This is a genomic window from Tardiphaga sp. GW821-FHT12E02, from assembly GCF_058807155.1.
The window spans coordinates 3,801,256-3,826,698 of the sequence record NZ_JBXAQK010000001.1; the positions used below are offsets into that span (position 1 = coordinate 3,801,256).

General features: G+C 61.3%; 27 protein-coding genes. 15 read left to right on the forward strand and 12 right to left on the reverse strand.

Annotated features, from left to right (window positions below):
• Positions 1-66 precede the first annotated feature (66 nt).
• Together AC1RQ5_RS18005 and AC1RQ5_RS18010 are read left to right on the forward strand one after the other, a co-directional pair.
• The gene (locus AC1RQ5_RS18005) at positions 67-213 is read left to right on the forward strand and encodes a hypothetical protein (protein WP_493200741.1); all 147 of its coding nucleotides are present in this window, start codon (positions 67-69) and stop codon (positions 211-213) included.
• 6 nt (positions 214-219) lie between these two features.
• Positions 220-681 carry an NUDIX domain-containing protein gene (locus AC1RQ5_RS18010; RefSeq protein WP_493203466.1) on the forward strand — a complete coding sequence of 154 codons (462 nt, stop codon included), beginning with the start codon at positions 220-222 and terminating at the stop codon, positions 679-681.
• An 80-nt stretch (positions 682-761) separates the two neighbouring features.
• Here AC1RQ5_RS18010 and gyrA read toward each other — a convergent pair whose 3' ends face one another.
• Positions 762-3,521, reverse strand: a complete 2,760-nt coding sequence (gene gyrA, locus AC1RQ5_RS18015) for a DNA gyrase subunit A (RefSeq protein ID WP_493200743.1) — start codon at positions 3,519-3,521, stop codon at positions 762-764.
• Between the two features lie 224 nt (positions 3,522-3,745).
• Positions 3,746-4,513, reverse strand: a complete 768-nt coding sequence (locus AC1RQ5_RS18020) for a TrmB family transcriptional regulator (RefSeq protein WP_398476838.1) — start codon at positions 4,511-4,513, stop codon at positions 3,746-3,748.
• A 260-nt stretch (positions 4,514-4,773) separates the two neighbouring features.
• Between AC1RQ5_RS18020 and AC1RQ5_RS18025 the strand changes: the two genes are divergently transcribed.
• The 4 genes from AC1RQ5_RS18025 (at position 4,774) to AC1RQ5_RS18040 (ending at position 8,538) form a co-directional block, all read left to right on the forward strand.
• Entirely contained in the window at positions 4,774-5,607 is an 834-nt protein-coding gene (locus AC1RQ5_RS18025; RefSeq protein WP_493200745.1) for an ABC transporter permease, read from the forward strand.
• Between the two features lie 11 nt (positions 5,608-5,618).
• Positions 5,619-6,446: an ABC transporter ATP-binding protein gene (locus AC1RQ5_RS18030; RefSeq protein WP_493200747.1), complete on the forward strand. Its 828-nt coding sequence runs from the start codon at positions 5,619-5,621 to the stop codon at positions 6,444-6,446.
• Positions 6,447-6,449: 3 nt separating this feature from the next.
• Positions 6,450-7,505, forward strand: coding sequence for an ABC transporter substrate-binding protein (locus AC1RQ5_RS18035; RefSeq protein ID WP_493200749.1), 1,056 nt, complete (start codon positions 6,450-6,452; stop codon positions 7,503-7,505).
• A gap of 94 nt (positions 7,506-7,599) precedes the next feature.
• Positions 7,600-8,538: a carbon-nitrogen hydrolase family protein gene (locus AC1RQ5_RS18040; protein ID WP_398476829.1), complete on the forward strand. Its 939-nt coding sequence runs from the start codon at positions 7,600-7,602 to the stop codon at positions 8,536-8,538.
• On the opposite strand, the gene AC1RQ5_RS18045 is transcribed toward AC1RQ5_RS18040, so the two are convergent.
• The 3 genes from AC1RQ5_RS18045 to AC1RQ5_RS18055 form a co-directional block, all read right to left on the reverse strand.
• Positions 8,539-8,946, reverse strand: coding sequence for a DUF2306 domain-containing protein (locus tag AC1RQ5_RS18045; protein WP_493200751.1), 408 nt, complete (start codon positions 8,944-8,946; stop codon positions 8,539-8,541).
• Positions 8,947-9,061: 115 nt separating this feature from the next.
• Entirely contained in the window at positions 9,062-9,436 is a 375-nt protein-coding gene (locus AC1RQ5_RS18050) for an NUDIX hydrolase (protein ID WP_493200753.1), read from the reverse strand.
• An 8-nt stretch (positions 9,437-9,444) separates the two neighbouring features.
• The gene (locus AC1RQ5_RS18055) at positions 9,445-10,218 is read right to left on the reverse strand and encodes a DeoR/GlpR family DNA-binding transcription regulator (protein WP_493200755.1); all 774 of its coding nucleotides are present in this window, start codon (positions 10,216-10,218) and stop codon (positions 9,445-9,447) included.
• 167 nt (positions 10,219-10,385) lie between these two features.
• Here AC1RQ5_RS18055 and AC1RQ5_RS18060 point away from each other — a divergent pair, with 167 nt between their 5' ends.
• From AC1RQ5_RS18060 to AC1RQ5_RS18080, 5 genes are all read left to right on the forward strand, one after another.
• Entirely contained in the window at positions 10,386-11,402 is a 1,017-nt protein-coding gene (locus tag AC1RQ5_RS18060) for an ABC transporter ATP-binding protein (RefSeq protein ID WP_493200757.1), read from the forward strand.
• 47 nt (positions 11,403-11,449) lie between these two features.
• A complete protein-coding gene (locus tag AC1RQ5_RS18065) occupies positions 11,450-12,727 on the forward strand; it encodes an ABC transporter substrate-binding protein (protein ID WP_493200759.1) in 1,278 nt (425 codons plus the stop codon).
• Between the two features lie 215 nt (positions 12,728-12,942).
• On the forward strand, positions 12,943-13,863 hold the full coding sequence (locus tag AC1RQ5_RS18070; RefSeq protein WP_493200761.1) for a carbohydrate ABC transporter permease: 921 nt from the start codon (positions 12,943-12,945) through the stop codon (positions 13,861-13,863).
• On the forward strand, positions 13,860-14,669 hold the full coding sequence (locus AC1RQ5_RS18075; protein WP_493200763.1) for a carbohydrate ABC transporter permease: 810 nt from the start codon (positions 13,860-13,862) through the stop codon (positions 14,667-14,669). Before AC1RQ5_RS18070 ends, AC1RQ5_RS18075 begins: the two co-directional genes overlap by 4 nt.
• A 1-nt stretch (position 14,670) precedes the next feature.
• The gene (locus AC1RQ5_RS18080) at positions 14,671-15,519 is read left to right on the forward strand and encodes an endonuclease/exonuclease/phosphatase family protein (protein ID WP_493200765.1); all 849 of its coding nucleotides are present in this window, start codon (positions 14,671-14,673) and stop codon (positions 15,517-15,519) included.
• A 16-nt stretch (positions 15,520-15,535) separates the two neighbouring features.
• Here the strand turns inward: AC1RQ5_RS18080 and AC1RQ5_RS18085 are convergent, their stop codons facing one another.
• Positions 15,536-16,039, reverse strand: a complete 504-nt coding sequence (locus AC1RQ5_RS18085) for a single-stranded DNA-binding protein (protein ID WP_493200767.1) — start codon at positions 16,037-16,039, stop codon at positions 15,536-15,538.
• A gap of 456 nt (positions 16,040-16,495) precedes the next feature.
• Between AC1RQ5_RS18085 and AC1RQ5_RS18090 the strand changes: the two genes are divergently transcribed.
• Both AC1RQ5_RS18090 and uvrA read left to right on the forward strand, forming a co-directional pair.
• Complete coding sequence (locus AC1RQ5_RS18090) at positions 16,496-17,215, forward strand: outer membrane protein (protein ID WP_398476801.1); 720 nt, start codon at positions 16,496-16,498, stop codon at positions 17,213-17,215.
• Between the two features lie 229 nt (positions 17,216-17,444).
• The gene (uvrA, locus tag AC1RQ5_RS18095; protein WP_493200768.1) at positions 17,445-20,426 is read left to right on the forward strand and encodes an excinuclease ABC subunit UvrA; all 2,982 of its coding nucleotides are present in this window, start codon (positions 17,445-17,447) and stop codon (positions 20,424-20,426) included.
• A 15-nt stretch (positions 20,427-20,441) separates the two neighbouring features.
• On the opposite strand, the gene AC1RQ5_RS18100 is transcribed toward uvrA, so the two are convergent.
• From AC1RQ5_RS18100 to AC1RQ5_RS18115, 4 genes are all read right to left on the reverse strand, one after another.
• A complete protein-coding gene (locus tag AC1RQ5_RS18100; protein WP_493200770.1) occupies positions 20,442-21,497 on the reverse strand; it encodes a hypothetical protein in 1,056 nt (351 codons plus the stop codon).
• Positions 21,475-21,819 (reverse strand): hypothetical protein, encoded by a 345-nt coding sequence (locus AC1RQ5_RS18105; protein ID WP_493200771.1) that lies wholly within the window; start codon positions 21,817-21,819, stop codon positions 21,475-21,477. Before AC1RQ5_RS18105 ends, AC1RQ5_RS18100 begins: the two co-directional genes overlap by 23 nt.
• A 239-nt stretch (positions 21,820-22,058) precedes the next feature.
• The gene (locus AC1RQ5_RS18110) at positions 22,059-22,199 is read right to left on the reverse strand and encodes a hypothetical protein (protein WP_493200773.1); all 141 of its coding nucleotides are present in this window, start codon (positions 22,197-22,199) and stop codon (positions 22,059-22,061) included.
• 54 nt (positions 22,200-22,253) lie between these two features.
• Positions 22,254-22,772, reverse strand: a complete 519-nt coding sequence (locus AC1RQ5_RS18115) for a DMP19 family protein (RefSeq protein ID WP_493200774.1) — start codon at positions 22,770-22,772, stop codon at positions 22,254-22,256.
• 202 nt (positions 22,773-22,974) lie between these two features.
• On the opposite strand from AC1RQ5_RS18115, the gene AC1RQ5_RS18120 reads away from it, so the two are divergent.
• A complete protein-coding gene (locus AC1RQ5_RS18120; protein WP_493200776.1) occupies positions 22,975-23,610 on the forward strand; it encodes an HAD-IA family hydrolase in 636 nt (211 codons plus the stop codon).
• A gap of 79 nt (positions 23,611-23,689) precedes the next feature.
• Positions 23,690-23,980, forward strand: coding sequence for a GNAT family N-acetyltransferase (locus AC1RQ5_RS18125; protein ID WP_493200777.1), 291 nt, complete (start codon positions 23,690-23,692; stop codon positions 23,978-23,980).
• Positions 23,981-24,040: 60 nt separating this feature from the next.
• Here AC1RQ5_RS18125 and AC1RQ5_RS18130 read toward each other — a convergent pair whose 3' ends face one another.
• Positions 24,041-24,832: a fumarylacetoacetate hydrolase family protein gene (locus tag AC1RQ5_RS18130; RefSeq protein WP_493200779.1), complete on the reverse strand. Its 792-nt coding sequence runs from the start codon at positions 24,830-24,832 to the stop codon at positions 24,041-24,043.
• Between the two features lie 112 nt (positions 24,833-24,944).
• On the reverse strand, positions 24,945-25,322 hold the full coding sequence (locus AC1RQ5_RS18135; protein ID WP_398476783.1) for a DUF3597 domain-containing protein: 378 nt from the start codon (positions 25,320-25,322) through the stop codon (positions 24,945-24,947).
• Positions 25,323-25,443 lie beyond the last annotated feature (121 nt).

Consider the following 25,443-nt stretch of genomic DNA (forward strand, 5'->3'; position numbering starts at 1 on the left):
ATATTCGGGTCCGCACGTATTATGATACTCTCGACCACATTCGAGCGTAAGCGTAGGGAACCGGATATGGTGGGCTATCTCGTTATTGCTCTGATTTTCGGCATTGGCTTCGCATCCGGATATTGCGTCCGCGCTGGCATTTCCGCCAAAAGGCGCCGCAGGGCGAAACTGGCGGCGGCTTTCAGCCCATTCGCCGAATTGCGAGACAAGTGATTGGCAGTGCTCAGCGATGACATCTTCCGAGGCGTCATACGCCACACGCCCTTGATCGCGATCGACCTTCTGATCCGCGATCCAGCCGGTCACCTGCTCGTCGGCGAACGCAAAAACGATCCCGCCAAGGGCCTGCTATTCGTGCCCGGTGGACGCGTCCGCAAGAACGAAACGCTTGTCGCGGCCTTTGAGCGGATCCTGCAGACAGAAACCGGCCTGAGCGTCCCATTCGAACAAACGACATTCTACGGCGTCTTCGAGCATTTCTACGACACCAACACGTTTGGCGACCCCGACTACGGCACGCACTACGTCGTACTCGCTTACGAACTGCGTCTGACCGACCGCCGTCAGGTCTCCCTCGACGACCAGCACACGGGGGCCGCCTGGGCACCAAGTTTCAACGAGCTGATGCACCCCAATAACGAGCCCTATTTCGGTCGATGGGAGCAATCCGAGGCGCTTTGAGTGGATTACAAATATGGAAAAGCCCGCGCTTCTGGCGCGGGCTTTCGTGATCTAGCTGCTGAAAGTGCAGGCCAAACGCCTCAGCCCTCCGCCACCGGTGCCTCGCCGCCAGCCTCGGGCTCCTCGCCCTCGCCGGCTTCGCCGATATGCTCCACCGAGACCACATGCTCGTCATCGGCTGTGTTGAACACGATGACGCCCTGGGTCGAGCGGCCGGCGACGCGGATGCCTTCCACCGGGCAGCGGATCAGCTGGCCCTTGTCGGTGACCAGCATGATCTGGTCCGAGTCTTCCACGGGGAATGAAGCGATCAGCTTGCCGTTGCGGTTGTTCACCGACATGGCGACGATGCCCTTACCGCCGCGGCCGGTGGTGCGATACTCGTAGGACGAGGTGCGCTTGCCATAGCCGTTGATGGAGATGGTCAGCACCACCTGCTCGGCCGCGGACAGTTCGACATAACGCTCCTGCGTGAGCTGGATCGCCGTCGATGACGTTTCTTCGGCTTCGGCCTCGAGCACGGACTCATCGACAGTAGCCGCCTCGCCCGCCACCGCGCGGCGCATCTTCAGATAGGCCGTGCGTTCGTCCGACGTGGTTTCCACATGGCGCAGGATCGACAGCGAGATCAGCTTGTCGCCCTCGGCCAGCGCGATGCCGCGCACGCCCATGGAGTTGCGGCCCTGGAACACGCGCACATCGGTGACCGGGAAACGGATGCACTGGCCGCCTCCGGCGGTCAGCAGCACGTCGTCATGCTCAGTGGCGATCTGCACGTCGACGATGGCCTCGCCCTCGTCGAGCTTCATGGCGATGATGCCGGAGCGGCGGACATCGACGAAGTCCGACAGCTTGTTGCGCCGGACATTGCCGCCGGTCGTGGCGAACATCACGTCCAGCGTATCCCAGGTCGCCTCGTCCTCGGGCAGCGGCATGATGGTGGTGATGCGTTCGCCCTGCTCCAGCGGCAGGATGTTGATCATCGCCTTGCCGCGACCATTCGGCGGCGCGATCGGCAGGCGCCAGACCTTTTCTTTATAGACCTGGCCGCGTGACGAGAAGAACAGCACCGGCGTATGCGTGGACGCCACGAACAGGCGCGAGACAAAATCCTCGTCACGCGTGGCCATGCCGGAGCGGCCCTTGCCACCGCGGCGCTGCGCCCGATAGGTCGAGAGCGGCACGCGCTTCACATAGCCATGATGCGACACGGTCACCACCATGTCCTCGCGCTGGATCAGGTCCTCGTCCTCGACCTCGCCTTCCTGCTCCATGATCACGGTTTTTCGCGGGGTCGCGAATTCGAGCTTCACCGCGGCGAGCTCGTCCTTGATGATGGTCTGCACGCGCGCACGCGAGCGGAGGATTTCGAGATAGTCGGCGATCTCGATGGCGAGCTTGTCGAGCTCGTCGGAAATTTCCTCGCGGCCGAGAGCCGTGAGGCGCGCCAGACGCAGATCGAGAATGGCCTTGGCCTGTTCGAAGGACAGACGCGCAGTGCCGTCCTCTTCCAGCCGATGGCGCGGATCGTCGATCAGCGTGATCATCGCCGCGACGTCCTGCGCCGGCCAGCGGCGCTCCATCAGGATGTCGCGCGCGGTGGTCGGATCCGGCGACGTCCTGATCACGCGAATGATCTCGTCGATATTCGCCACGGCAATGGCGAGGCCGACCAGGATATGCGCGCGGTCGCGGGCCTTGTTAAGCAGGAATTTGGTGCGGCGGGTGACGACCTGTTCGCGGAAGGCCACGAAGATCGTCAGCAGGTCCTTCAGATTGAACAGCTGCGGACGGCCGGCATCCAGCGCCACCATATTGGCGCCGAAATTGGTTTGCAGCGGCGTGAACTTATAGAGCTGGTTCAGGACGATCTCAGGCACGACATCGCGCTTCAGCTCGACGACCACGCGATAGCCATCGCGGTCGGATTCATCGCGCAGGTCAGAAATGCCCTCGATCTTCTTGTCGCGCACCAGTTCGGCGATGCGCTCGACCATGGTGGCCTTGTTCACCTGGTACGGAATTTCCGAGATGATGATCGCTTCGCGATCTTTTCGCGCAGGCTCGATCGCTACCTTGCCGCGCATCACGATGGAGCCGCGGCCTGTATTGTAGGCCGAGCGGATGCCGGCGCGGCCGAGAATGATGCCGCCGGTCGGGAAATCCGGGCCCAGAATGATCTTGTTGAGATCATCGATGGTCAGCGACGGATCGTCGATCAGCGCCACGCAGGCGTCGATGACTTCGCCGAGATTGTGCGGCGGGATATTGGTCGCCATGCCGACAGCGATGCCGCCGCCGCCATTCACCAGGAGGTTGGGGAATTTCGCCGGAAGAACCTTCGGTTCCTTCTCCGATGAATCGTAGTTGTCCTGATAATCGACGGTGTCCTTGTCGATATCGTCGAGCAGCGTCTGCGCGATCTTGGTGAGGCGCGATTCCGTGTAACGCATCGCGGCCGGCTGGTCGCCGTCTACCGAGCCGAAATTGCCCTGACCATCGATCAGCGGCACGCGCATCGAGAAGTCCTGCGCCATGCGAACCATGGCGTCATAGACCGACTGGTCGCCATGCGGATGATACTTACCGATCACGTCGCCGACCGTTCGCGCTGACTTGCGGAACGGCTTGTTGTATTCGAAGCCGTTCTCGTACATCGCGAACAGGATGCGCCGGTGCACGGGCTTGAGGCCGTCGCGCGCGTCGGGCAGCGCACGCGCCACGATCACGCTCATCGCGTAATCGAGATACGAGCGCTTCATCTCGTCGAGGATGGATACGGGACGGATATCAGAGGGAACCGGCGGCTCCCCGGGCTTCTGGTCTTCTTTGTCGGACAAGGTGTTTTCCGGTCAGAATCGGGTGCTGATCATATAGCGCATGATGCCTGCACAAGCCACCCCGAGAGAATTCGCGAACGGGGATTTTCCACCTTATTTTTCAATCGCTTAAGGCTCCTGCTGCAAGACGGCCGCAAGAACGAGGAAACGCACGGACGGCGCAGAATTCTTGAGGCATTACAGCGGCATTCCGGAGGCAAACCAGAGGCTGCAAATTCCATCCGTCACGAACGATCGGCCGAGATCGCCGGCTGGATATCCGGCGAGCTGAGGCTCCACATGGCGTCGAACAGCTGAGCCTGGAAGGCGGCGAATTCGGCGCTGTCGATGATCATGCCATAGCTCTCCCGCGCTGAGGAGATCAGGCAGACCTTGTTGCCATAAACGAAACAGGTCATCGCCAGCGTATGCGCGGCGGGAGCGTAGCGCAGCTCGCGCCGCAGCTCCTGGCTCGACGGCCAGATCGGCGCGATGTCGCGCTCGACCGACCGGATCACGCGCAGCCAGATGCCGCGTCTGGCGCGCTCCTGCAGGTAGCGCTCCATCTCTTCGAGACCGGGCTCGGCCATCAGCTCCTTCATCGAGAGCGTGGCGCGGAGCACCTGGTCGCCGCCGGACAGCGTATCCCACAGCGCGGTGCGGATACCTTCGGGACCGGGATGAAATCGCACATTCGGCTGGCCGCTTTCATGATGATACATCGAGCGCAGCACCGGCATCACATCAGTGAGCATCTGCCGCCGCGCTTCGATCCGCTCCAGCAGAATGCCGGGATCCTGCGCCACCACAAAGCGGCGCTTGCCTTGATCGACGAATTTGACGAGCCCTTCGGCCTCCAGCTTGGCGAGCGCATCATGGGCGGTCGTGCGCGCCAAGCCGGCTTCCGCCGCAACATCCGTCACTGAGGCGCCGCCAAGGCGCACCGTGGTCAGGAACAGTTTGTAGAGCGTCCCCGTGATGCCGATCTGGGCCAGCTTTTCTTCGATATCCACCTTGGTCTCCTGGCGGGATTGGAATGACCTAACGCAGTCCCGCGCCCCAGTCTAATCGTCGGTTTTTTCCGACACAACCTTTGATCCACTGCGCATAAATTAGGTGCAGATGGCGCTGTTATCGGCACATTATCGCAGTATACGCTTGTTTTATCGCCAGTATTACCCCCGTCAAACGTTGACGGAAATTTCCGACATATCTAGCCTTTTCGATAGCCCGATGTCACCGGATGTGATCGGCAACTGAGAAGGAGCCCCTCATGGAAGCCAATGCCGATGCAGGCCGCCTGCCGCTCGAAACGGCGAAGCCAAACCATAGCGGATTTCAAAGGGCCCTGAAGACACGCTCGGTGCGCGCCGCGATCGGGCTCGCCGCTTTCTTCGCAATCTGGCAGGCCGTGACCGGCCTCGGCTTCGTCGATGGCTTCCTGCTGCCCTCGCCGGTCGGCGTTGCCCAGGCACTCTGGGAGCTCGCGCTGGATGGCTCGCTGTGGGTGCATCTCGGTGCCAGCCTGCAGCGCGTGGCGATCGGCTTCCTGCTCGCCTGCATCGTTGGCCTCGTGCTTGGCCTGATCTGCGGCTGGTGGCGGACCGTGTCGGACTTCGTGCGCCCGGTCGTCGAAGCACTGCGTCCCATTCCGCCGCTGGCCTGGATACCGATCACCATCCTGTGGTTCGGTCTTGGCGATGCCGCTTCCTACTTCCTGGTCTTTCTCGGCGCGGTCTTCCCGGCTTTCGTCGCGACCTACACCGCCGTGCGCGGGCTTGATCGCAACCAGATGAATGCCGCGCTCTGCCTCGGCGCCAAACCGTGGCAGCTGTTCACCGACGTGCTGATCCCCGCCTCGCTGCCGATCATCCTGCCGGGCCTGCGCATCGCGCTCGGTGTCGGCTGGATGTGCGTCGTCACCGCCGAGCTGATCGCGGCCCAGACCGGCCTCGGCTACCTGATCCAGCAGTCCCGCATGCTGTTCCAGATCAACAATGTCGTGGCCGGCATGGTCACGATCGGCCTCGTCGGCTTCCTGATGTCCGCGCTGCTCGAACGCCTCGAGCGCCGTGTGAATGCCTGGGCGCCGTCCGAGCGCAATTGAGGAGAACAGCCATGAACGCCCATACCGCTCTTCTCGACCGTCCGCCGCAGGCACAAGCTTCCGACATCCAGATCGACATCAGCAACGTCGGCAAGGTCTATGACTCCAAGACCTCCGACAGCCGCGTGATCGCGCTTGACGGCGTCTCACTTAAAATCCGCCGCGGTGAATTCATTTCGCTGCTCGGGCCGTCCGGCTGCGGAAAATCGACGCTGCTGAACATCATCGCCGGCTTCCAGTCGGCGACGTCCGGCAAGATCCTTCAGGACGGCCGCCAGATCAGCAAGCCCGACGCCTCGCGCACCGTGGTGTTTCAGGATTATGCGCTGTTCGGCTGGATGACCGTGCAGCAGAATGTCGAGTTCGGCCTCAAGGCGAAGGGCATGCCGAAGAAAGAGCGCGCCGAGATCGCGCGTTCGCTGATCGCGACGGTCCAGCTCTCCGGCTTCGAAGACAAGTTTCCGCACCAGATGTCCGGCGGCATGAAGCAGCGTGCGGCGATCGCCCGCGCACTGGCGCCAGATCCCGACATCCTTCTCATGGACGAGCCGTTCGGCGCACTCGATGCGCAGACCCGCGTGCTGCTGCAGGAAGAAATCGCGCGCATTTCGTCGGAAGCCGGCAAGACGGTGATCTTCGTCACCCACGGCATCGACGAAGCGGTTTTCCTCGCTGACCGCGTGGTGGTGATGAGCCCCCGCCCCGGCCGCGTGCGCGACGAAGTCGCCGTGCCGCTGCCGCGGCCGCGCACCGCCGAGATGCGATCCGACCCCTGGTTTGTCTCCACGGTCAAGGACCTGTGGGAGACGCTGAAGCCTGAATGGCAAAAAGGAGAATAGACTGTGACATCCACGCTCTCTCGTCGTCGCTTCGGTCAGCTTGCGGTCGGCGCCGCTGCTACTCTCCCGCTCGGCCTGCCGTCGATCCTGCGCGCGCAGGAAGGCGATGTGGTCAAGATGTGCTGGTTCAACACGACCACCGTGTCGGCCCAGATCGCCCATGTGCTGATGCGCACGGACATCGCCGCCAAGAACGGCCTGAAGATGGAGATGATCCAGCTCGCCGCCTCGCCCGCCATCACCGAAGCACTCGTCTCCGGCGCCGGTGATATCGGCACTCTGTCGGACTTTGCTGCGGTCACCACCATGGCGATCGGCGCGCCGGTCACCACCGTCGCCTCGCAGGCGCTGTTCCGTTCGGCGGTGCTGACCACCAAGAAGTCGGGCATCACCGACATGGCTGGCCTCAAGGGCAAGCAGGTCTACGGCACCTTCGGCATCACCGCCTTCCAGAACGCGCAGGAAGCCGTGATCAAGGCCGGCCTCACGCCGGGCAAGGACATGACCTTCGTGAATGTCGGCCCGGCCGAACTCGCGGATGCCGTCGGCGCGCAGCGCATCGACGCCTTCTTCACCTATGATCCGTTCGTGTCGTTCTTCGAGAATTCGGGCGCGGCACAGGTGATTTCGCAGAACGTGACGCCAGTGATCGCGCTGACCGCGAACAACAAGTTCTTCCAGCAGCGCCCCGAAGTGCTGAAGCGCTTCCTGCGTGCCAATTCGGAAGCACTGTTCTTCGCGAGCCAGAACAATGACCTCGTGAATGGCTGGTTTCGCTCGCTGGAGCCGGCGAAGAACATCCCGGTCGAAGTGCTGCAGAAGGCATCGAGCTACGATCCGGCCTGGACCGCAAAGTCCTTCACCGACATCAAGGCGACGCTGTCGCCGGCGCAGATCGCCAAGATGGAAGCGCTCGGCAAGTGGGGCGTCGAAGCCAAGCTGCTGCCGAAGATGCCGGATGTGGCGAAATTCGTGGACACCAAGATCGCCAGCGCCGTGGACAAGGAAGCCGCTGAAAAGGGTTTTGATCCGAAGACCGTGAAGATTACCCGCGCCTGATCGCGCGTCGATCCCTGAACAGAAGCACTCACGGCGCACGGCGCCGTGAGTGCGAATGTGCAAGACACCACACACGTCAGTCAGAGTAACCGAGATGGCCAAATTGAAAGTCGCTGCAGTGCAGGCAGCCACCGTTCCGTTCGACGCTGCCGCTGCCACCGCGCGCACCGTCGCCCTCATCGCCGATGCTGCTGCCACCGGCGCCAAGGTCGCGGTGTTTCCGGAAGCTTTCATCGGCGGCTATCCGAAAGGTCTCGATTTCGGCTGCTGCATCGGACGGCGCACGCCGGAAGGCCGCGCGGATTTCGTGCGCTATGTCAAAGGCGCGATCAGCGTTCCCGGCCCGGAAGTGGATGACCTTGTCGCGGCCTGCGCCAAGCATGACATCACAACGGTCGTCGGCGTGATCGAGCGCGATGGCGGCACGCTCTATTGCACGGCGCTGTATCTGTCGCCGGCCGGACTGCTCGGCACCCATCGCAAGGTGATGCCCACCGGTTCAGAGCGTCTGGTCTGGGGCTTTGGCGACGGATCGTCGCTGACGGTGGTGGACACGCCCCATGGCCGCCTCGGCGGCGCGATCTGCTGGGAGCATTACATGCCGCTGATGCGCGCGGCCTATTACGCCAAGGGCGTCCAGCTCTGGGCGGCGCCCACGGCGGATGATCGCGAGACGTGGATTCCGACCATGCGCCACGTCGCCATGGAAGGCCGCTGCTTCGTCATCAGCGCCTGCCAGGTGATGCGCCGTTCGGATTTCCCGGAAGACTATGCCAGCCGCATCGAGGCAGGTCCCGATGAATGGATGATGCATGGTCGCTCAGTGATCGTCGGACCGCTCGGCGAAGTGCTGGCCGGCCCGCTGCTGGACGCCGAAGGCATCCTCACCGCAGATATCGACACCGACGACATTCTCGGCGCCACGCTCGACTTCGACCCAGTCGGCCACTATGCGCGACCAGACCTGTTCAGCCTCCATGTCGATGAACGCGTGCAGGCGCCGGTGGCGGTGTTGAGCGACGATGAGATCTAACTAACCGCTGGCAAACACCACGCTATGCATGATGCGGCCGGGTACCAGCGTGAACACCCCGGCGATCACCAATGCGCCGATGAAGATCGAGACCATGGTGATCGCGTGTGCGCGAACACGATGACGCCGTGCGCGTACCACGCCGATCACGAGCATGATCGGCACGAAGATCGACAGAAGATGGATCGGTCCGAAATCGCGCCACAGCCTGAAACCATGGCCGTGAATCCAGAACGAGCTGATCGCGGTGACGGCCAGCAGCAGCACCCAGATCCAGCCGAATATACGATGCGATAGCGTTCCCTTCGGCGCGAGCAATTGAACAACGCCGATCAGGAACGCTGCCATTGCCACGAAGGCATGGAGCGGAATGGGAGCCGCGGCATCGAGCAAGGGCTGGAGCGACATCGCATGTCCTGTGCAGATTCGGGCTGAACCCGGGCCATCGTCGCACAAATCTTTCCATTGTAAAGATTTAAATGAGAGAGTTCTATCGCGCGTTCCAGCCGCGAGGCAATCAATGTTAGGAAAACAGCTTGTCGCGAATATAGCGCGATGTCGGTGTCAGCCGGATGCGATGCGGCTTGCGCCAGACGGCGCGATCAAGCTCTTTGGCATCGCCGATGTCGAGGTCGCCCGACACCTTGTCGGCGATGAAGATGGCGTCGCTCATCTTGCGGCCGGAATAGCGGTTCTTTGTCGTCGCTTCTTTCCACAGCGTCACGCGGCCGAGCTTCAGCTTGGGAAGCTCCTCCTTGATCTCGCGCTTGAGGCAATCCTTTTCGCTCTCGCGTCCGCGCTTGCGGCCGCCAGGAAACATCCAGAGGCCATCGACGCGCCGCCGCACCAAGAGAACCTTGCCGCCCTTCACCGCTATGAGCTTGGATGCCTTAGCCATCGCGGCCCCTACTCCGCGTCCGCGATGTGAACACTGCCGCCGCGCGTCTCGATCATGGCGCGGACATTGGCGGCAACCGGCGCATCGGTGACGAAATGCGGGACATCGCCGAGATGGCCGCCGCGCACCACCGCGCTGCGCCCGAACTTGCTGTGATCGGCGACCAGCAAAGCGCTACGGCAATTGGCGGCAATCGCCAGCCGCGCATCGACTTCGCCGACATGGAAGTCGAGCAAGGCGCCGTCATCATCGATGGCGCCGACGCCGAAGATACCGAAATCCGCGCGGTAACGCGCAAAGAATGAGGCCGCGGCATCGCCGATGACGTCGCGATCCCTGGGGCGCAGCGTGCCGCCGGCAAAGGTGATCTCCACATCGGGATTGCGGGCGAAGGCGATCGCCACGTTCAGGCTGTTGGTGATGACATGCAGCTCGCGCCGATGCGCCAGCGCCTGCGCGACGCATTCCGGCGTGGTGCCGATGCCGAACATCAGCGTGGCACCGTCCGGAATGAAGGCTGCAGCGGCACGGGCAATGCGCCGCTTGGCATCGATATTGACGGCCTGCCGGCTTTCATAAGCGAGGTTCTGGCCCTGCACGGGCAAACCGACGCCGCCATGGACCCGGCGCAACGCCCCCTGCTCGCAGAGCTGGTTCACGACCCGCCGGATCGTCTGCTGGGTGACATCGAAATGGTCGGCAATGTGCTCGATCGAGGCAAAGCCCTTCTCGCGCACCAGCTCCAGGATCCAGGTCTGTCGGTCGTCAGCATTGGCTAGCATCCGACCGACATACGCCAGAAATGTTCGAAATGGGAAGTTTTATTTTCATATGAACATATTTGATTTTCACATGAATGTCATGGAGCCGGTGCTACCCGTCATATTCGAAGGTCGAGGCTCCGCGAAGACGGGGCCGCAGGCCCAAATGTCATCCAGCCGGGTTCACGATGTCTGCCATAAGCCTCGATCAGATCAGCAAGGGATGGGGCACCCAGCGCGCCGTCGATGGCGTGACGCTGACGGCCGATGAAGGCTCGCTGCTGGTGCTGCTCGGCCCCTCCGGCTGCGGCAAATCCACGACCTTGCGCCTGATCGCGGGGCTGGATCAGCCCGACAACGGCACGATCGCCATCGGCGGACAGGACGTCACCCATGCCTCACCGGCGGAGCGCAGGATCTCCATGGTGTTCCAGTCCTACGCGCTGTTTCCGCATCTCAGCGTCGCCGAGAACATCATCTTCGGCCTGCGCGTGCGCGGCGTCTCGCGAGCCGATCGCGATGCCCGGCTGAACCGCGTGGCGGATATCGTCGGCCTCTCGCATCTGCTGACGCGAAAACCATCGCAGTTGTCCGGCGGACAGCGCCAGCGTGTCGCGCTCGGACGCGCCATCATCGCGGAAGCAAAAGTCTGCCTGATGGACGAGCCGCTCTCCAATCTCGACGCAAAGCTGCGTCACGAAATGCGCACCGAGATCCGCGCGCTGCAACAGCGCCTCGGCATGACCATGGTCTATGTCACCCATGACCAGACCGAAGCCATGACCATGGCCGACCGCGTGGTGCTGATGCGCGACGGGCGCGTCGAGCAGAACGGCACGCCGGAAGATCTCTATCTGCGGCCGGAGACGGCTTTCACCGCGCGCTTCATCGGCACGCCGCCGATGAACCTGATCACGCGCGGCAACCTGCAGATCGGCGTGCGCCCGGAGCATATCCGCGTCGTGGCGCAGGATGGATATCGCGCGCAGGTCCAGAGCGTCGAACATCTCGGTGCCGACAGCATCATTCAATGCGACGTCGAGGGACAGCCGGTGCTGGTGCGCCAGGACGGTTTCAGCAAGGCGACGCCGGGCACCGAGATCCGCATCGCCTGGGCGGCCGAACATGAACATCGCTTCGATCTCGCAACCGGCCGGCGGCGCGACACCGCGCCCGACGGCGCACCACGCTTGGCGACCGGCTGAGGCCGCGAACCAGACTATCGAACGACATCACAGAGGGGACCAACCAGATGACATTCCACGTACGCAATTGGCTGGCGGCTGCAGCGCTCGGCGCCGTCCTGCTCGGCGCCCACCCCGCGGCCGCCGTCGATCTGACGATGTATTATCCGGTGACCGTGGGCGGTCCCGTGACCAAGGTCATCGATGACATGGTCGCGCGCTTCGAGAAGGAAAACGCCGACATAAAGATCACCGCCGTCTATTCTGGCAACTACACGGACACGCTGACCAAGGCGATGACCGCGATGAAGGGCGGCCAGCCGCCGCAGCTGTCGGTGATGCAGTCGACCGACCTGTTCACGCTGATGGACGAAAACGCCATCGTGCCGCTCGACGATCTGGTCGCCGACAAGTCGTGGTTCAAGGAGTTCTATCCGGCCTTCATGGCGAACGGCCAGACCGCCGGCAAGACCTGGAGCATTCCGTTCCAGCGCTCGACCATCGTGCTGTACTGGAACAAGGACGCCTTCAAGGACGCCGGCCTCGATCCTGAAAAGGCGCCGGCGAGCTGGGACGAAATGGCCGAGATGGGCAAGAAGCTCGTCAAGAAGGACGCATCGGGCAATGTGACCCGCTGGGGCGTTGAGATTCCGACCACTGGTTACGCCTATTGGATGCTGCAGGCACTGGCGATCGAGAACGGCCAGAAGATGATGAACGAAGCCGGCACCGAAGTGTATCTCACGGCGCCGAAGACTGTTGCCGCGCTCGACTACTGGGTTGATCTCTCGCGCAAGCAGGCTGTGATGCCGACGGGCAGCATCGACTGGGCCACGCTGCGCACGGATTTCCTCGAAGGCAAGACGGCCATGATGTGGCACACGACAGGCAACCTGACCGCCGTGAAGGACGGCGCCAAGTTCAATTTCGGCGTCGCCATGCTGCCGGCCAAGGAGCGTCGTGGCTCGCCGACCGGCGGCGGCAGCTTCTATGTGTTCAAGAGCGCCACGCCCGAACAGCAGAAAGCCGCGGTGAAGTTCATCCAGTGGATGACCGCGCCTGAACGCGCTGCCGAATGGAGCATCAAGACCGGCTATGTCGCCGTCTCCCCGGCTGCCTACAAGACCCCGGTGATGGAAGCCTATATCAAGGGCTTCCCGCAGGCGACCGTCGCGCGCGACCAGCTCGAACACGCCGTGCCTGAACTGTCGGTCCATGAGAATGGCCGCATGTACAAGTTCGTCAACGACGCCGTGCAGGCGGCGGTGACCGGCACGCAGTCCTCGAAGGACGCCCTCGCCGGCGCCCAGCAGCAGGCCGACCGCGTGCTGCGCGCTTACAAGTAAGGAGATCGGCCGGACGGCGCTAAGCCGTCCGGCCTCGCCCGCGATCTGCGGTCATCCTTCGAGACGCCGCTGCGCGGCTCCTCAGGATGAGGGCGGAGTGTGAGGCTTGAGGCTGTAGAAGACCCTCATGGTGAGGAGCCCGCGACGCGGGCGTCTCGAACCATGCAGGCCGAACACGATCCCCGTCGCTCAAACGCCAGATGCAATCGAGCTTCATGTCCACAACGTCAGCCACATCACCCGTGACACCACGCAAGCCGAGACCGCATGCGTGGTGGAATGCCGTGAATGCGTGGCTGCTGGTGCTGCCGGCGGGCGTGCTGCTCGCCGCCTTCACGCATTATCCGATCCTCGCCACCATCCGGCACAGCTTCTTCCTCACCCGCCGCAACGGTACCGAAGCCTTCGTTGGCCTTGAGAACTTCGAGTCGATGGCCAGCGACGCTATTTTCTGGAAGGCGTTGGTCAACAATGTCTGGTTCGCGCTCGGCACGATCCCGACCTCGATCGCGCTGGCGCTGCTGATGGCGCTGTGGGTCAACCGCAACATGCGCGGGCGCGGCTTCCTGCGACTGGCTTTCTTCACGCCCACCGTGCTGCCGATGATCGCGGTCGCCAATATCTGGCTATTCTTCTACACGCCGGATTACGGCGCGCTCGACCAGTTGCGCGGATTGTTCGGACTCCCCGCCTGGAATTGGTTGGGCAGCCCGAGCACGGTGATGGGCTGCCTGATCGTGATGGTGATCTGGAAGGAAGCCGGCTTCTTCATGATCTTCTATCTCGCCGCACTTCAGCAACTGTCCCCCGACCTCGAAGAGGCCGCCGCCATCGAAGGCGCGAGCCGCTGGTATACGTTCCGCCGCATCACCTGGCCGCTGCTGATGCCGACCACGCTTTTTGTCGCCGTCAACGCCACCATCAATTCATTCAAGCTGGTCGATCACCTGGTCATCATGACCAAAGGCGGCCCCGGCAATGCGTCGTCACTGCTGCTCTATTACATCTATGAGGTCGCCTTCACCTTTCAGGACCACACCTATGCGGCGACATTGACCGTGGTGCTGGTGGCGATCCTGGGCTCGCTCGCGCTGCTGAAATTCGGTTATCTCGACCGCAGGATTCACTACCGATGACGGGCCGCACGCATCCACTCGAGGCGATCACCGCCTGGCTGCTGGCGCTGCTCTGGTTGGCGCCGCTGGTCTATGCGTTCTGGAGCGCGCTGCATCCGGCCGCCTATGCGACCTCGTTCAGCCTGTCGGCACCATGGACGCTGGAGAATTTTGCGCGCGCCTGGGAGCAGGCACCGTTCGGCCGCTATTACATCAACACGATCCTGCTGGTGTGCATGACCCTCGTCGGACAGCTCGTGCTCTCGACACTCGCGGCCTATGCCTTTGCGCGCTTCACCTTCAAGGGTAGCGGCATAGCTTTCGCGCTGGTGCTGCTGCAATTGATGATCATGCCGGATGTGCTGATCGTCGAGAATTATCGCGCCATCGGCAAGCTCGGCCTGCTCGACACGATTCCGGCCATCGCGCTGCCCTATCTCGCCAGCGCTTTCGGCATCTTCCTGCTGCGCCAGACTTTTAAAAGCGTGCCGCAGGAACTGGTGGACGCCGCACGGGTCGAGGGCGCCGGTCCCTTGCAGATCCTCTGGAAAATCTATGTACCGCTGGCGCGTCCGACTTACATCGCCTTCGGTCTGGTCTCGGTGAGCTATCACTGGAACAACCTGCTGTGGCCACTGATCGTCACCAATTCTGTCGGCAGCCGTCCGCTGACTGTGGGGCTCGCGGTGTTCGGCGCGCCGGAGACCGGCGTTGATTGGTCGCTCATCAATGCGGCGACGGTGATGACCATGGCGCCGTTGCTGATCGGCTTCCTGCTGTTCCAGCGCCAGTTCGTGCAGTCCTTCATGCGCGCGGGAATCCGCTGACATGAAACTGGTGACCTGGAATATCCAGTGGGGCAAAGGCTGCGACGGCGTGGTCGATCTCGCGCGGATCGTATCGACCGCGAAAGCGCTGGCCGATGCCGATGTCTATTGCTTTCAGGAAGTCTCGTCCGGCTTTCCCGAACTGGATGGCGGTATCGATCAGAGCGCCGCACTTGCCGCGCTGCTTCCGGATCATCGACCTGTCTACAGGCCGGCGGTCGAGGCTTGCAGTGAAAGCGGACAACTCAGGACATTCGGCAATCTGACGCTCTCGCGCCTGCCCGTCCTGCAGATTGCCAACCATCTGCTGCCATGGCCTGAATCCGGCGATCACCGCAGCATGCGGCGCCATGCGCTGGAGGTGACAGTCCAAACCGCTTTCGGCCCGCTCCGGATCGTCAATACGCATCTGGAGTTCTTCTCGAGCGTCCAGCGCCGGACGCAAGTCGATCGGCTTCTTGATCTGCAGCAGGAAGCGTCAACGAGCCCAAAGGGCGCTGCTTCCCAGCCGGTCGATCCGTTCGAAGCTGGACGTACCACCGCATCCAGCCTGCTCTGCGGGGATTTCAATTTCGATGTGTCCGAACCCGAGCATGCGATGATCCACGGATCATCGCGACCGGGATTGAATTACCGCGATGCCTGGACGACCCGATATCCGGATCGGGCTCATGAGCCCACTTGCGGCCTTTACGACCGCGATCTCTGGGATGGTCCCGACTGCCGGGATTTTGTCTTTGTCAGCGAGGATCTCGCTTCTCGCGTGTCGGCTATCTCGGTCGATAGCGAGACCGCTGCATCGGATCATCAGCCAGTCCTGATCGAACTGGCCGATGATCTGTCTCGATAAGATCTGAAGCTCAGCCTCAGAACGGGATGTCGTCATCCATGTCGCTGCGGCCGCCGGCGGGTGCTGCGGCCACGCGGCGCTGCGGCGGGGCGCTGGACTGGCCACCGCCAAAGCTGTCGCCCATGTCGTCGCCGCCATAGCCGGCACCGCCGCCCGAACCACCGCCGCTGCGGCCATCGAGCATCGTCAGCGTGGAGTTGAAGCCCTGCAGCACGATTTCGGTCGTGTATTTCTCCGCACCCTGCGGGTCCGTCCATTTGCGGGTCTGCAGCGCGCCTTCGATGTAAACCTTGGCGCCCTTCTTCAGATACTGCTCGGCGACCTTGGCGAGGCCTTCGCTGAAGATCACCACGCGATGCCACTCGGTCTTTTCCTTGCGCTCGCCGGTGCCCTTGTCGCGCCAGGTGTCCGAGGTCGCGACCGTCAGGTTCACCACCGGATTGCCGTTCTGCATGCGGCGAACCTCGGGATCCTTGCCGAGATTTCCGACCAAAATCACCTTGTTGACGCTACCCGCCATGCCACTCTCCTACTCTCGAATCTGAATTGCTGATCGGATGCCACCATCAAAGCCCGCCACATAGTGCCGGGCCGCGCGCAACCGCTGCCAAGATCGACCCTATACGGTCCGCACCATCGGGACGTCCCCACCGCATGGGTTATCCACGACGAGTTATCGTAACGCGTTCTCTTTACGTTCTCAAGATGGTCGTGCGACCAGCAATTCGGCGGTACCCCGCCACAGACCGAGAGCCGGGCGGGTCGCTTTTGGCACGCAGTTCCATCGTGCAACCGATCTACCCAGCTGTTTTTGCTTACTCTTTGTTAATCTAGATTGCTGCGAACAACGTATGCGAGTGTGACTTTTGAGAGACTGCTTTTTGGGCGGACTCGCGTATATTTCGACCATCGAATGAATTTGGCGCTCGCGCCGGGGATTTGGTTTCGCCAGAAACCGCAGACTGGGGAGTTTCCTATGAAGAAGATTTTGCTGGCCTCTGCCGCTTTCGCCGTGCTCGGCGCTGCTTCCGCCTCCGCTGCCGATCTGGCCGCTCGTCCCTACACCAAGGCTCCGGCTTACGTCGCTGCCCCGATCTATAACTGGACCGGCTTCTACATCGGCGGTCATGTCGGTGGCGCCTTCAACGGCAATAGCGGCTTCGGCGGCACCTCGGACAATTCCGACGGTCGCTTCCTCGGCGGCGTGCAGGTTGGCGCTGACTACCAGTTCGCTCCGAACTGGGTGATCGGTGTGGAAGGTCAGTACAGCTGGGTTGGCAACAACAACACGACCGTCGTGTTCGCTCCGTCGGGCTACGGCTACAACCTGAACCAGAAGGGCCTGGCCTCGGTCACCGGTCGTCTCGGTTACACCTGGGGTCCGGCACTGCTCTACGTGAAGGGCGGCTGGGCTTATCAGGACGCCACCGAAACCCTGTTCGTTCCGGTCGGCCTCTCGGCTGCCTTCGACACCACCACCAAGTCGAGCGGCTACACCGTCGGCGCTGGCCTCGAATACCTGTTCACCCAGAACTGGTCGGGCAAGGTCGAATACCAGTATTACGATTTCGGCAGCACCACCATCAATGCTCCGGCCCTGATCGCAGGCGCCTCGTCCAAGAACGACCAGCACGTCGTCAAGGCCGGCCTGAACTACCGCTTCAACTGGGGTGGCCCGGTCGTCGCGAAGTACTGAGTTTCCAGAAGACCAACCTCGAAAGGCCGGCAGCAATGCCGGCCTTTTTCTTTTGTCGCGCGTGGCCGCAACCCCGCCCCCAACAAAACGTTTGAAGATCGCTGCAGGGCACTGGAAATCCACGACCGTTCTTCCTATGTTCCAGCAACACTCAATTCGGCGTTGATCCCGGCCCCTCCGGAGATTCGCCCGCTTGTGGCGCGCGCGGCGTGCCGGGGATTGCATTGCGATGGACGAGATCATCAAGGCGAAGCGGCAGCAGGCCGCCGCGAACGCACGCAGCATCACCATTCGCGGCGCGCGCGAGCACAATCTCAAGAATGTCGATCTGACGATTCCGCGCGACAAGCTCGTGGTGTTCACCGGCCTGTCCGGCTCTGGCAAATCCTCCCTCGCTTTCGATACGATCTATGCCGAAGGCCAGCGTCGCTATGTGGAGTCGCTCTCCGCTTACGCCCGCCAGTTCCTCGAAATGATGCAGAAGCCGGATGTCGACCAGATCGACGGCCTGTCACCCGCCATCTCCATCGAACAGAAGACCACCTCGAAGAATCCACGCTCGACCGTCGGCACCGTCACCGAAATCTACGACTATATGCGCCTGCTGTGGGCGCGCGTCGGCATTCCCTATTCGCCGGCGACGGGTCTGCCGATCGAAAGCCAGACGGTGTCGATGATGGTGGACCGCGTGCTGGCGCTACCGGAAGGCACGCGGCTGTATCTGCTGGCGCCGGTGGTGCGCGGCCGCAAGGGCGAGTATCGCAAGGAGTTTGCGGACTATCTCAAGAAGGGCTTTCAGCGCATCAAGGTCGATGGCGCATTCCACGAACTCGCGGAAGCACCGACCCTCGACAAGAAATTCCCGCACGACATCGATGTGGTCGTCGATCGCATCGTGGTGCGGCCGGATATCGGCCAGCGCCTCGCCGAAAGTTTTGAGACCGCGCTGAAGCTCGCTGAAGGCCTTGCGGTGATCGAATACGCCGATGCGCCCGCGGCTGCCGTCGAGGAGTCCGCCAAGGACAGCAAGAAGAAGATCGCAAAGATTCACGACAAGACCGGCGCCGAGCGCATCCTGTTCTCGGAAAAGTTTGCATGTCCGGTGTCCGGCTTCACCATCCCCGAGATCGAGCCGCGGCTGTTCTCGTTCAACAATCCCTATGGCGCCTGTCCGAAATGCGGCGGCCTCGGCGTCGAACAGACCATCGATGCCGATCTCGTCATTCCCGACAAGGAGCTGACGCTGCGCAAGGGCGCCATCGCGCCATGGGCGAAGTCGTCATCGCCTTATTATCTGCAAACGCTCACCGCGCTCGGCAAGCACTACAAGTTCGCGCTCGACACCAAGTGGAAGGACCTGCCGAAGAAAACGCAGAATGTCCTGCTGCATGGCTCGGGCGACGACGAGATCAAGTTCTCCTATGAGGACGGCGTCCGGGCCTATGACACCAAAAAACCGTTCGAAGGCGTCGTCACCAATATCGATCGCCGGTTTCGCGAAACCGAAAGCGAATGGGCGCGCGAAGAACTCGGCAAATATTTTTCCGACGTGCCCTGCGATGCCTGCAACGGCTATCGCCTGAAGCCGGAAGCGCTGTCGGTGAAGATCGGCGGCATGCATATCGGCAATATCTCGGAAATGTCGGTGCGCAAGGCCGGCGACTGGTTCGAGACCGTGCCAAAACTGCTCAACAAGCAGCAGAACGAGATCGCCGTCCGCATCCTCAAGGAGATCCGCGAGCGGCTGTCGTTCCTGCTCGATGTCGGCCTCAACTATCTCACCCTCGCCCGCTCTTCCGGCACGCTGTCCGGCGGCGAGAGCCAGCGCATCCGCCTCGCCTCGCAGATCGGCTCCGGCCTCACCGGCGTGCTCTATGTGCTGGACGAGCCGTCCATCGGCCTGCACCAGCGTGACAATGCGCGCCTGCTCGACACGCTGCGGCGGCTGCGCGATCTCGGCAACACCGTGATCGTGGTGGAGCATGACGAGGACGCGGTCATCGCCGCCGACTATGTCGTCGACGTCGGCCCCGGCGCCGGCACCCATGGCGGCAATATCGTGGCGCAAGGCACGCCTGTCGAGGTGATGAAGAATCCGAAATCGCTCACCGGCAAATATCTCACCGGCGAGATGTCGGTGCCGGTGCCCGAGCGACGGCCGCCGAACCACCGCCGCACCATCAAGGTCATCAATGCCCGCGGCAACAATCTGAAGAACGTCTCGGCCGAACTCCCGCTCGGCCTGTTCACCGCCATCACCGGCGTCTCCGGTGGCGGCAAGTCCACGCTGCTGATCGACACGCTCTACAAGGCGATCGCGCGAAAACTGAACGGCGCCAGCGAAGGCGCGGCACCGCACGACCGCATCGAGGGTCTCGAGCATATCGACAAGATCATCGAGATCGACCAGTCGCCGATCGGCCGCACCCCACGCTCCAATCCCGCGACCTATACCGGCGCCTTTACGCCGATCCGCGAATGGTTCGCCGGCCTGCCGGAGTCGAAAGCACGCGGCTATGAAGCCGGCCGCTTCTCCTTCAACGTCAAGGGCGGTCGCTGCGAGGCCTGCCAGGGCGACGGCGTCATCAAGATCGAGATGCACTTTCTGCCCGACGTCTATGTCACCTGCGATACCTGCAAGGGCAAGCGCTACAATCGCGAGACGCTGGAAGTCCTGTTCAAGGGCAAGTCCATCGCCGACGTGCTCGACATGACCGTGGAAGAAGCCGCCGACTTCTTCAAGGCGGTGCCGCGCGTGCGCGAAACTTTTAAAACCTTGCACCGCGTAGGCCTGGATTACATCCATGTCGGCCAGCAGGCGACGACGCTGTCGGGCGGCGAAGCGCAGCGCGTGAAGCTCGCCAAGGAACTGAGCAAGCGCGCCACCGGCCGCACGCTCTATATCCTCGACGAGCCGACCACGGGTCTGCATTTCCACGACGTCGCAAAGCTGCTGGAAGTGCTGCATGAGCTGGTGGAGCAAGGCAATACGGTGGTGGTGATCGAGCACAATCTTGAAGTCATCAAAACTGCCGACTGGGTCATCGACCTCGGCCCCGAAGGCGGCGACGGCGGCGGCGAAGTGGTCGCCTGGGGCCCGCCGGAAGATATCGTCAAGGCACCGCGGAGCTATACCGGCCAGTTCCTGAAGCCGGTGCTGGCGAAAGCGGGGAAACCGAAGAAGCGGAAGGCGGCCGAGGCGGCGGAGTAACATTTGTCGAATGATTTATGGGTTTGCCAAAGCGAACTCGGTGTCCTCGTCTGCCACCAAGGCGATGATGACAATTTCAGAAATGGTCTGTATCACAAGTAGCTTTCTCTGATGCTTCCCGCTTTCTTCTTTTTGAATTGTTTGGGATAGAAGCTCAAACTTCACGTCAGAATGCAAACGTTCCGCAACTATCTGAGCCTGTGTTTCCGCGAGAGCTATGGCTTTCTTAATCGACAACTTTGTAGCAACACCGATACTATTCGCCTGGCCTAGCCAAAGCTCCGAATTACAACTAAGAAATACACAGAGTTTTGCTGCTACAACACATTCGCGTGCGATATCTCTAATCTTAAGTTTGGCTCCATTAACGTTGACGAGCGCTCCGCCATCATTATGACCAACGAAGATTAGAACATTTTCCTTCACATCGGAAAATGCATTGGATCGTACTGCAACGAGAGCGGACATATCTTTATTCTGAGGGTGGCTCCGTAAAGTTGCGCCAGCCTTGAGATCCGACTGGTCGCCTTGACTCGCTGCCCGGGCAAAAACCTTTCGATATTCTCCAGGAGAGGCAGGTAACATGCTTATGATTGCCGCACTATCTAAGCTGCTAGGGAGAACAGAGATCTTACTCTTATCGTAAAAGGCAGATGGTGTGGCAGCATCCCCTTTGATTGGCTTAAGCAGCGCGATCGAAGATCCATCGACATCGCCTGAAAGTCCTGACGCGGACAGCTTTACCTCAGGGTAGAACGCACGAACGAAATCTTCGAGATCACCTTTCTCAATGATCCCGGTTTTTAGACCGGCTTCACCGAGATGATCTGTGAGCGATTTTGCCAGAACGGGATCTTTTACTCCGACTACTTCATTGATATTCCGCGTATTACTCTCAAAGAAATGCAACATCAGTTGAGAGGAAGGAAGCGTTCTTGGAATTGGGATCGCTTTTGAAACAGAAGGAGCGCGCCATTTAAAGCGGGCATCTGCTGTGCCTGAAAATGCAGAGCTGACTACTAAGACTGTCAGAAAGATACATATACTCTTAGCGCGCGAGAAAATAATCATTGACGACCTCACCCGGTCCCAAATGCGCTTTAGCTAAGACGCCGCTTCCCGCTTGTTTTACTAGAGCGGGTAAACTTGCTCCGAACACAAACAGCGTTCTAGGATCTGAACTTACATCCCAAAACCATAGCTGGCAGACAGCTCCCGTGATCAAAATGAAAAGCGAGACCACGATCCAATAATATCGCGAGCGCAGGAGTCTGATGTATTTCACACGATCAAGACTCATTCTGAGATTGTACCAATGCAGCACTTCCTGCACTGCAGCACCAAGAAACGGCGCCACTAACATCGCGACATCGCGCGATACAATCATCGACATACAAGCCCCTGCAGCTAGATAGCAGATATTACAACAACCACCTGAGATTGTAAATCTTAATATCTCCTTTTGCGAAAACGCAAAGGCAGGTTGATAAACTTCACCGAAATGAGCCGATGCGGCACTGCTTGCGCCAAGAGCACCTATGAAGCTCGCATACGCGAAACGATATCCGAGGCCTTCATCGCGCCAATGTCCTACACGCCACTAGCTGTGCAGATTACCAAAGGCCTCTGTTCTCACCTCAGCCCCGTCCCGGAACACCTCTGGCACTTCACCACCTTGTCGCCCTTCTTCAACAGACCCTTGCCTTCGCAATTCTTGCATTTCTGCTTCTTCTTGGTGTTGGGGCCTTTCTGGTTCGGTCTGTCGTCTGCCATGCCGGCCTCCTGCGGGTGATGTGAAGCTGTTGTGACCGGGTTAGCACGTTGCTGCTATTCGCACACCCGTTCGGGATGCTGCCGCGCGTACGACGTCCAGAATCCCAGCAGCCCGCCGTCGATGTCCTGCAGATCCCACATTCGTTCCGTCAGCGGTAGTAACCGTCGGTCGAGCTCAGAATCACGGTACCATTCGACGAAGTCTCCGAAGTCCTGCGCGCAGAGAGCGCCGATCTCGTCCCAGAATGGCTGCACCGCCTGATAGGCCTCGGCGAAGATCGCGGCATGGTCGCGCGCGCCCAACTCACCGAGCGCCCATAACGTCGCGTCGGAATAGCCGCGGTGGTGCCAGTTCGCAAAATGCCAGCCAAGATCGTCCAGCGTCAGGCTCACGTCGAGCTGATAGACCGCTGCCATGGCGCGCAGCCCAACGGGAATCTGCGAAAGCCGGGTCAGAAATTCATCGAGATCGTCGCCTTCGCTCGGGCCGAGACGCTCGGTCAATTCGCCCGCGAGAAGCTTGAACAGCGCGTCGTCGGGACACGCCTTGATCTGATCGATCCGAAGGACCACTGCGCTGTCGCCTCCAGTGCGGGCTCCTTATTTTGGCTGACTTTATCAGATGATCGGACAAACATGCATCCTTTCGTCGCGTAGCCGCGACTTGCTGCCGTCACCCAATCCAGTCATCCTTGTCGCAGCGGGCGGCCTCGATTCCACCGCCTTTTCATGACCAGTTGCGCGACGAGCCCCCTCGCCGCCCTTTTCCAGTGACATGCCGTATAAACTCGCCATCTTCGACATGGACGGAACGCTGTCCGACAGTTTTCCGTGGTTTCTCAGCGTCATCAATGGCGTCGCTGACAAGCACAAGTTTCAGCGTGTCACCGAGGACCGTGTCGACGAGATGCGCAGCGTCGGCGCCGGCGAGCTGGTGCGGATGCTCGGCGTTCCCAAATGGCGCATTCCACTGATCATCCGCGACATGCGCAAGATGAAGACGGCGCAGATCGACCGTATCGCATTGTTTCCCGGCGTCGATCGCATGTTCGTCGAGCTGAAGGCCCGCGGCGTCACCATCGCCGTGGTCAGTTCCGACACCGAGGACAATGTGCGGCACGTGCTGGGTGCGCTCGACGACCACGTGTCCCACTTCGCCTGCGCCGCCGGCCTGTTCGGCAAGACCGCAAAATTCCAGCGCATCCTCGAACTGACCGGCATTTCCGTGGATGACACGCTGTCCATCGGCGACGAGATCCGCGACATCGATGCGGCGCGTGAGGCCGGCATCGATTTCGGCGCAGTTGCCTGGGGCTATACGAGCGCGGCTGCGCTCGATGCACGCGCGCCGACTTTCATGTTTTCACGCATGGACGATATCACCGTGGCCCTGACCACGCCGCGGAGCTGACCGGCATCCGGCCGCATTGCCTGCGCAGGTGGTCATGCTTAGCTTTCAGATCACGCATCGTCTGATCGGAAAGCCTCTCATGACCGACACCCTCGCCTCCTCCACCGTCCGCGACAACAAGAGCGCCGGCCGCTTCGAGCTGGACGTCGATGGTCGCATCGCCTTCGCCAATTATCGCCTGGCTGGAGATCGTGTTGTCATCACCCATACGGAAACGCCGCCCGCCTTGCGCGGTCGCGGCATCGCGTCGGTGCTTGTGAAAGGTGCGCTGGGATTGATCCGGGCGGATGGGCACAAGGTCGTGGCCGGGTGTAGCTTCGTGGTCGATTATCTCGACCGGCATCCGGAACATGCGGATATCAAAGGTTAGCCACGGACTGTCATTCCGGGTTCGCGCCAAGTGGCGCGCCCCGGAATGACGGGTAAAGGCTCAGTCGATCTTGATCGACATATCCGGCAAGCCCTGCAGCTTGCACAGCAGCACATCGCCCTTTACCACCGGGCCGACATTTTCCGGCGTGCCGGAATAGATGATGTCACCGGCCTTCAGCTCGAATGCCTCCGACAGTTTTGCGATCTGCTCGGCGACGCTCCAGATCATCTTGTCGAGATCGGACGTCTGCTTGACCGTGCCGTTCACAGCCAGCGAGATCGGGCCCTTGGTCATGTGCCCCGTCTTCGCAACTGGATGAAGCGGGCCGATGACCGCAGCGTGGTCGAAGCTCTTGCCGATCTCCCACGGCTTCTTCTCGTCGCCCATGGCGCGCTGCAGGTCGCGGCGGGTCATGTCGAGGCCGAGGGCGTAGCCATAGACATGATCGAGCGCCTTATCGACCGGGATATTGGTGCCGCCGGATTTGAGCGCGGCAACCAGCTCGACTTCATAGTGATAGTTCTTCGTCAGCGACGGATAAGGGTGATCGGCGACCTCGCCAACTTTCACATTCTGGATCGCGTCGGTCGGCTTCTGGAAGAAGAAGGGCGGCTCGCGGGTGGGGTCACTGCCCATCTCGCGCGAATGCGCTGCGTAGTTGCGGCCGATGCAATAGATGCGGCGGACCGGGAAGACATCGGTCTCGCCGACGATGGGAATGGTCACCGCATCGAGTTTGAAGATGCTCTTGGGACCGGCCTGCGCCTGCGCGGCTTCGCCGCCGATGGCCGTTGCGGTCAGCGCAGCGGCGCCGCCAGCGACGAGTGTCCGACGATCAATCAGATCCATGATAATCCTCCCTTATGCCCTCTTGAGCGAGCGCTTTCTTGTCGTCTGGCATACCACAACAAAAAGGCCCGCGCGAGCGCGGGCCTTTCGTTTCGCGATGTAGCGAAGAACCTTATTTGAGATCGTCCGGCAGCTTGCCACCATTGGCGGCGAATTTGGTCATCACCTGCTTGTGCAGCCAGATATTCATGCTGGCGCTGTCGCTGGTGTCGCCGGTATAGCCGAGCTCCTTGGCCAGCTCCTTGCGGGCGCTGAGGCTGCTGTCGATATCCAGCGCCTTCATCAGATCGACGATGGAGGTGCGCCATTCCAGCTTCTCGCCCTTGGCCTTCACGGCTGCGTCGAGAATCGGCGCCACGTCCACGGTGGCCGCCGGTGCGGCGCCGCCGGCCGGAGCTGCGGCGCCGCCAGCAGCGGGTGCAGCGTCGGGAGCCGCAGCGCTGGCGCTGCTGCCGAAAATCGCGCCCATGATCTTTCCGAAAATGCTCATTTTATCGCTCCCAATAACTATGATGATGGCTGCAAGAATTGCCGCAAGACATGACCGGCGAATGACCGCCGGATAGCAGTATGTCCCCGCTGCCCGCCGCTGCCAATGCGGCAGAGGCGAC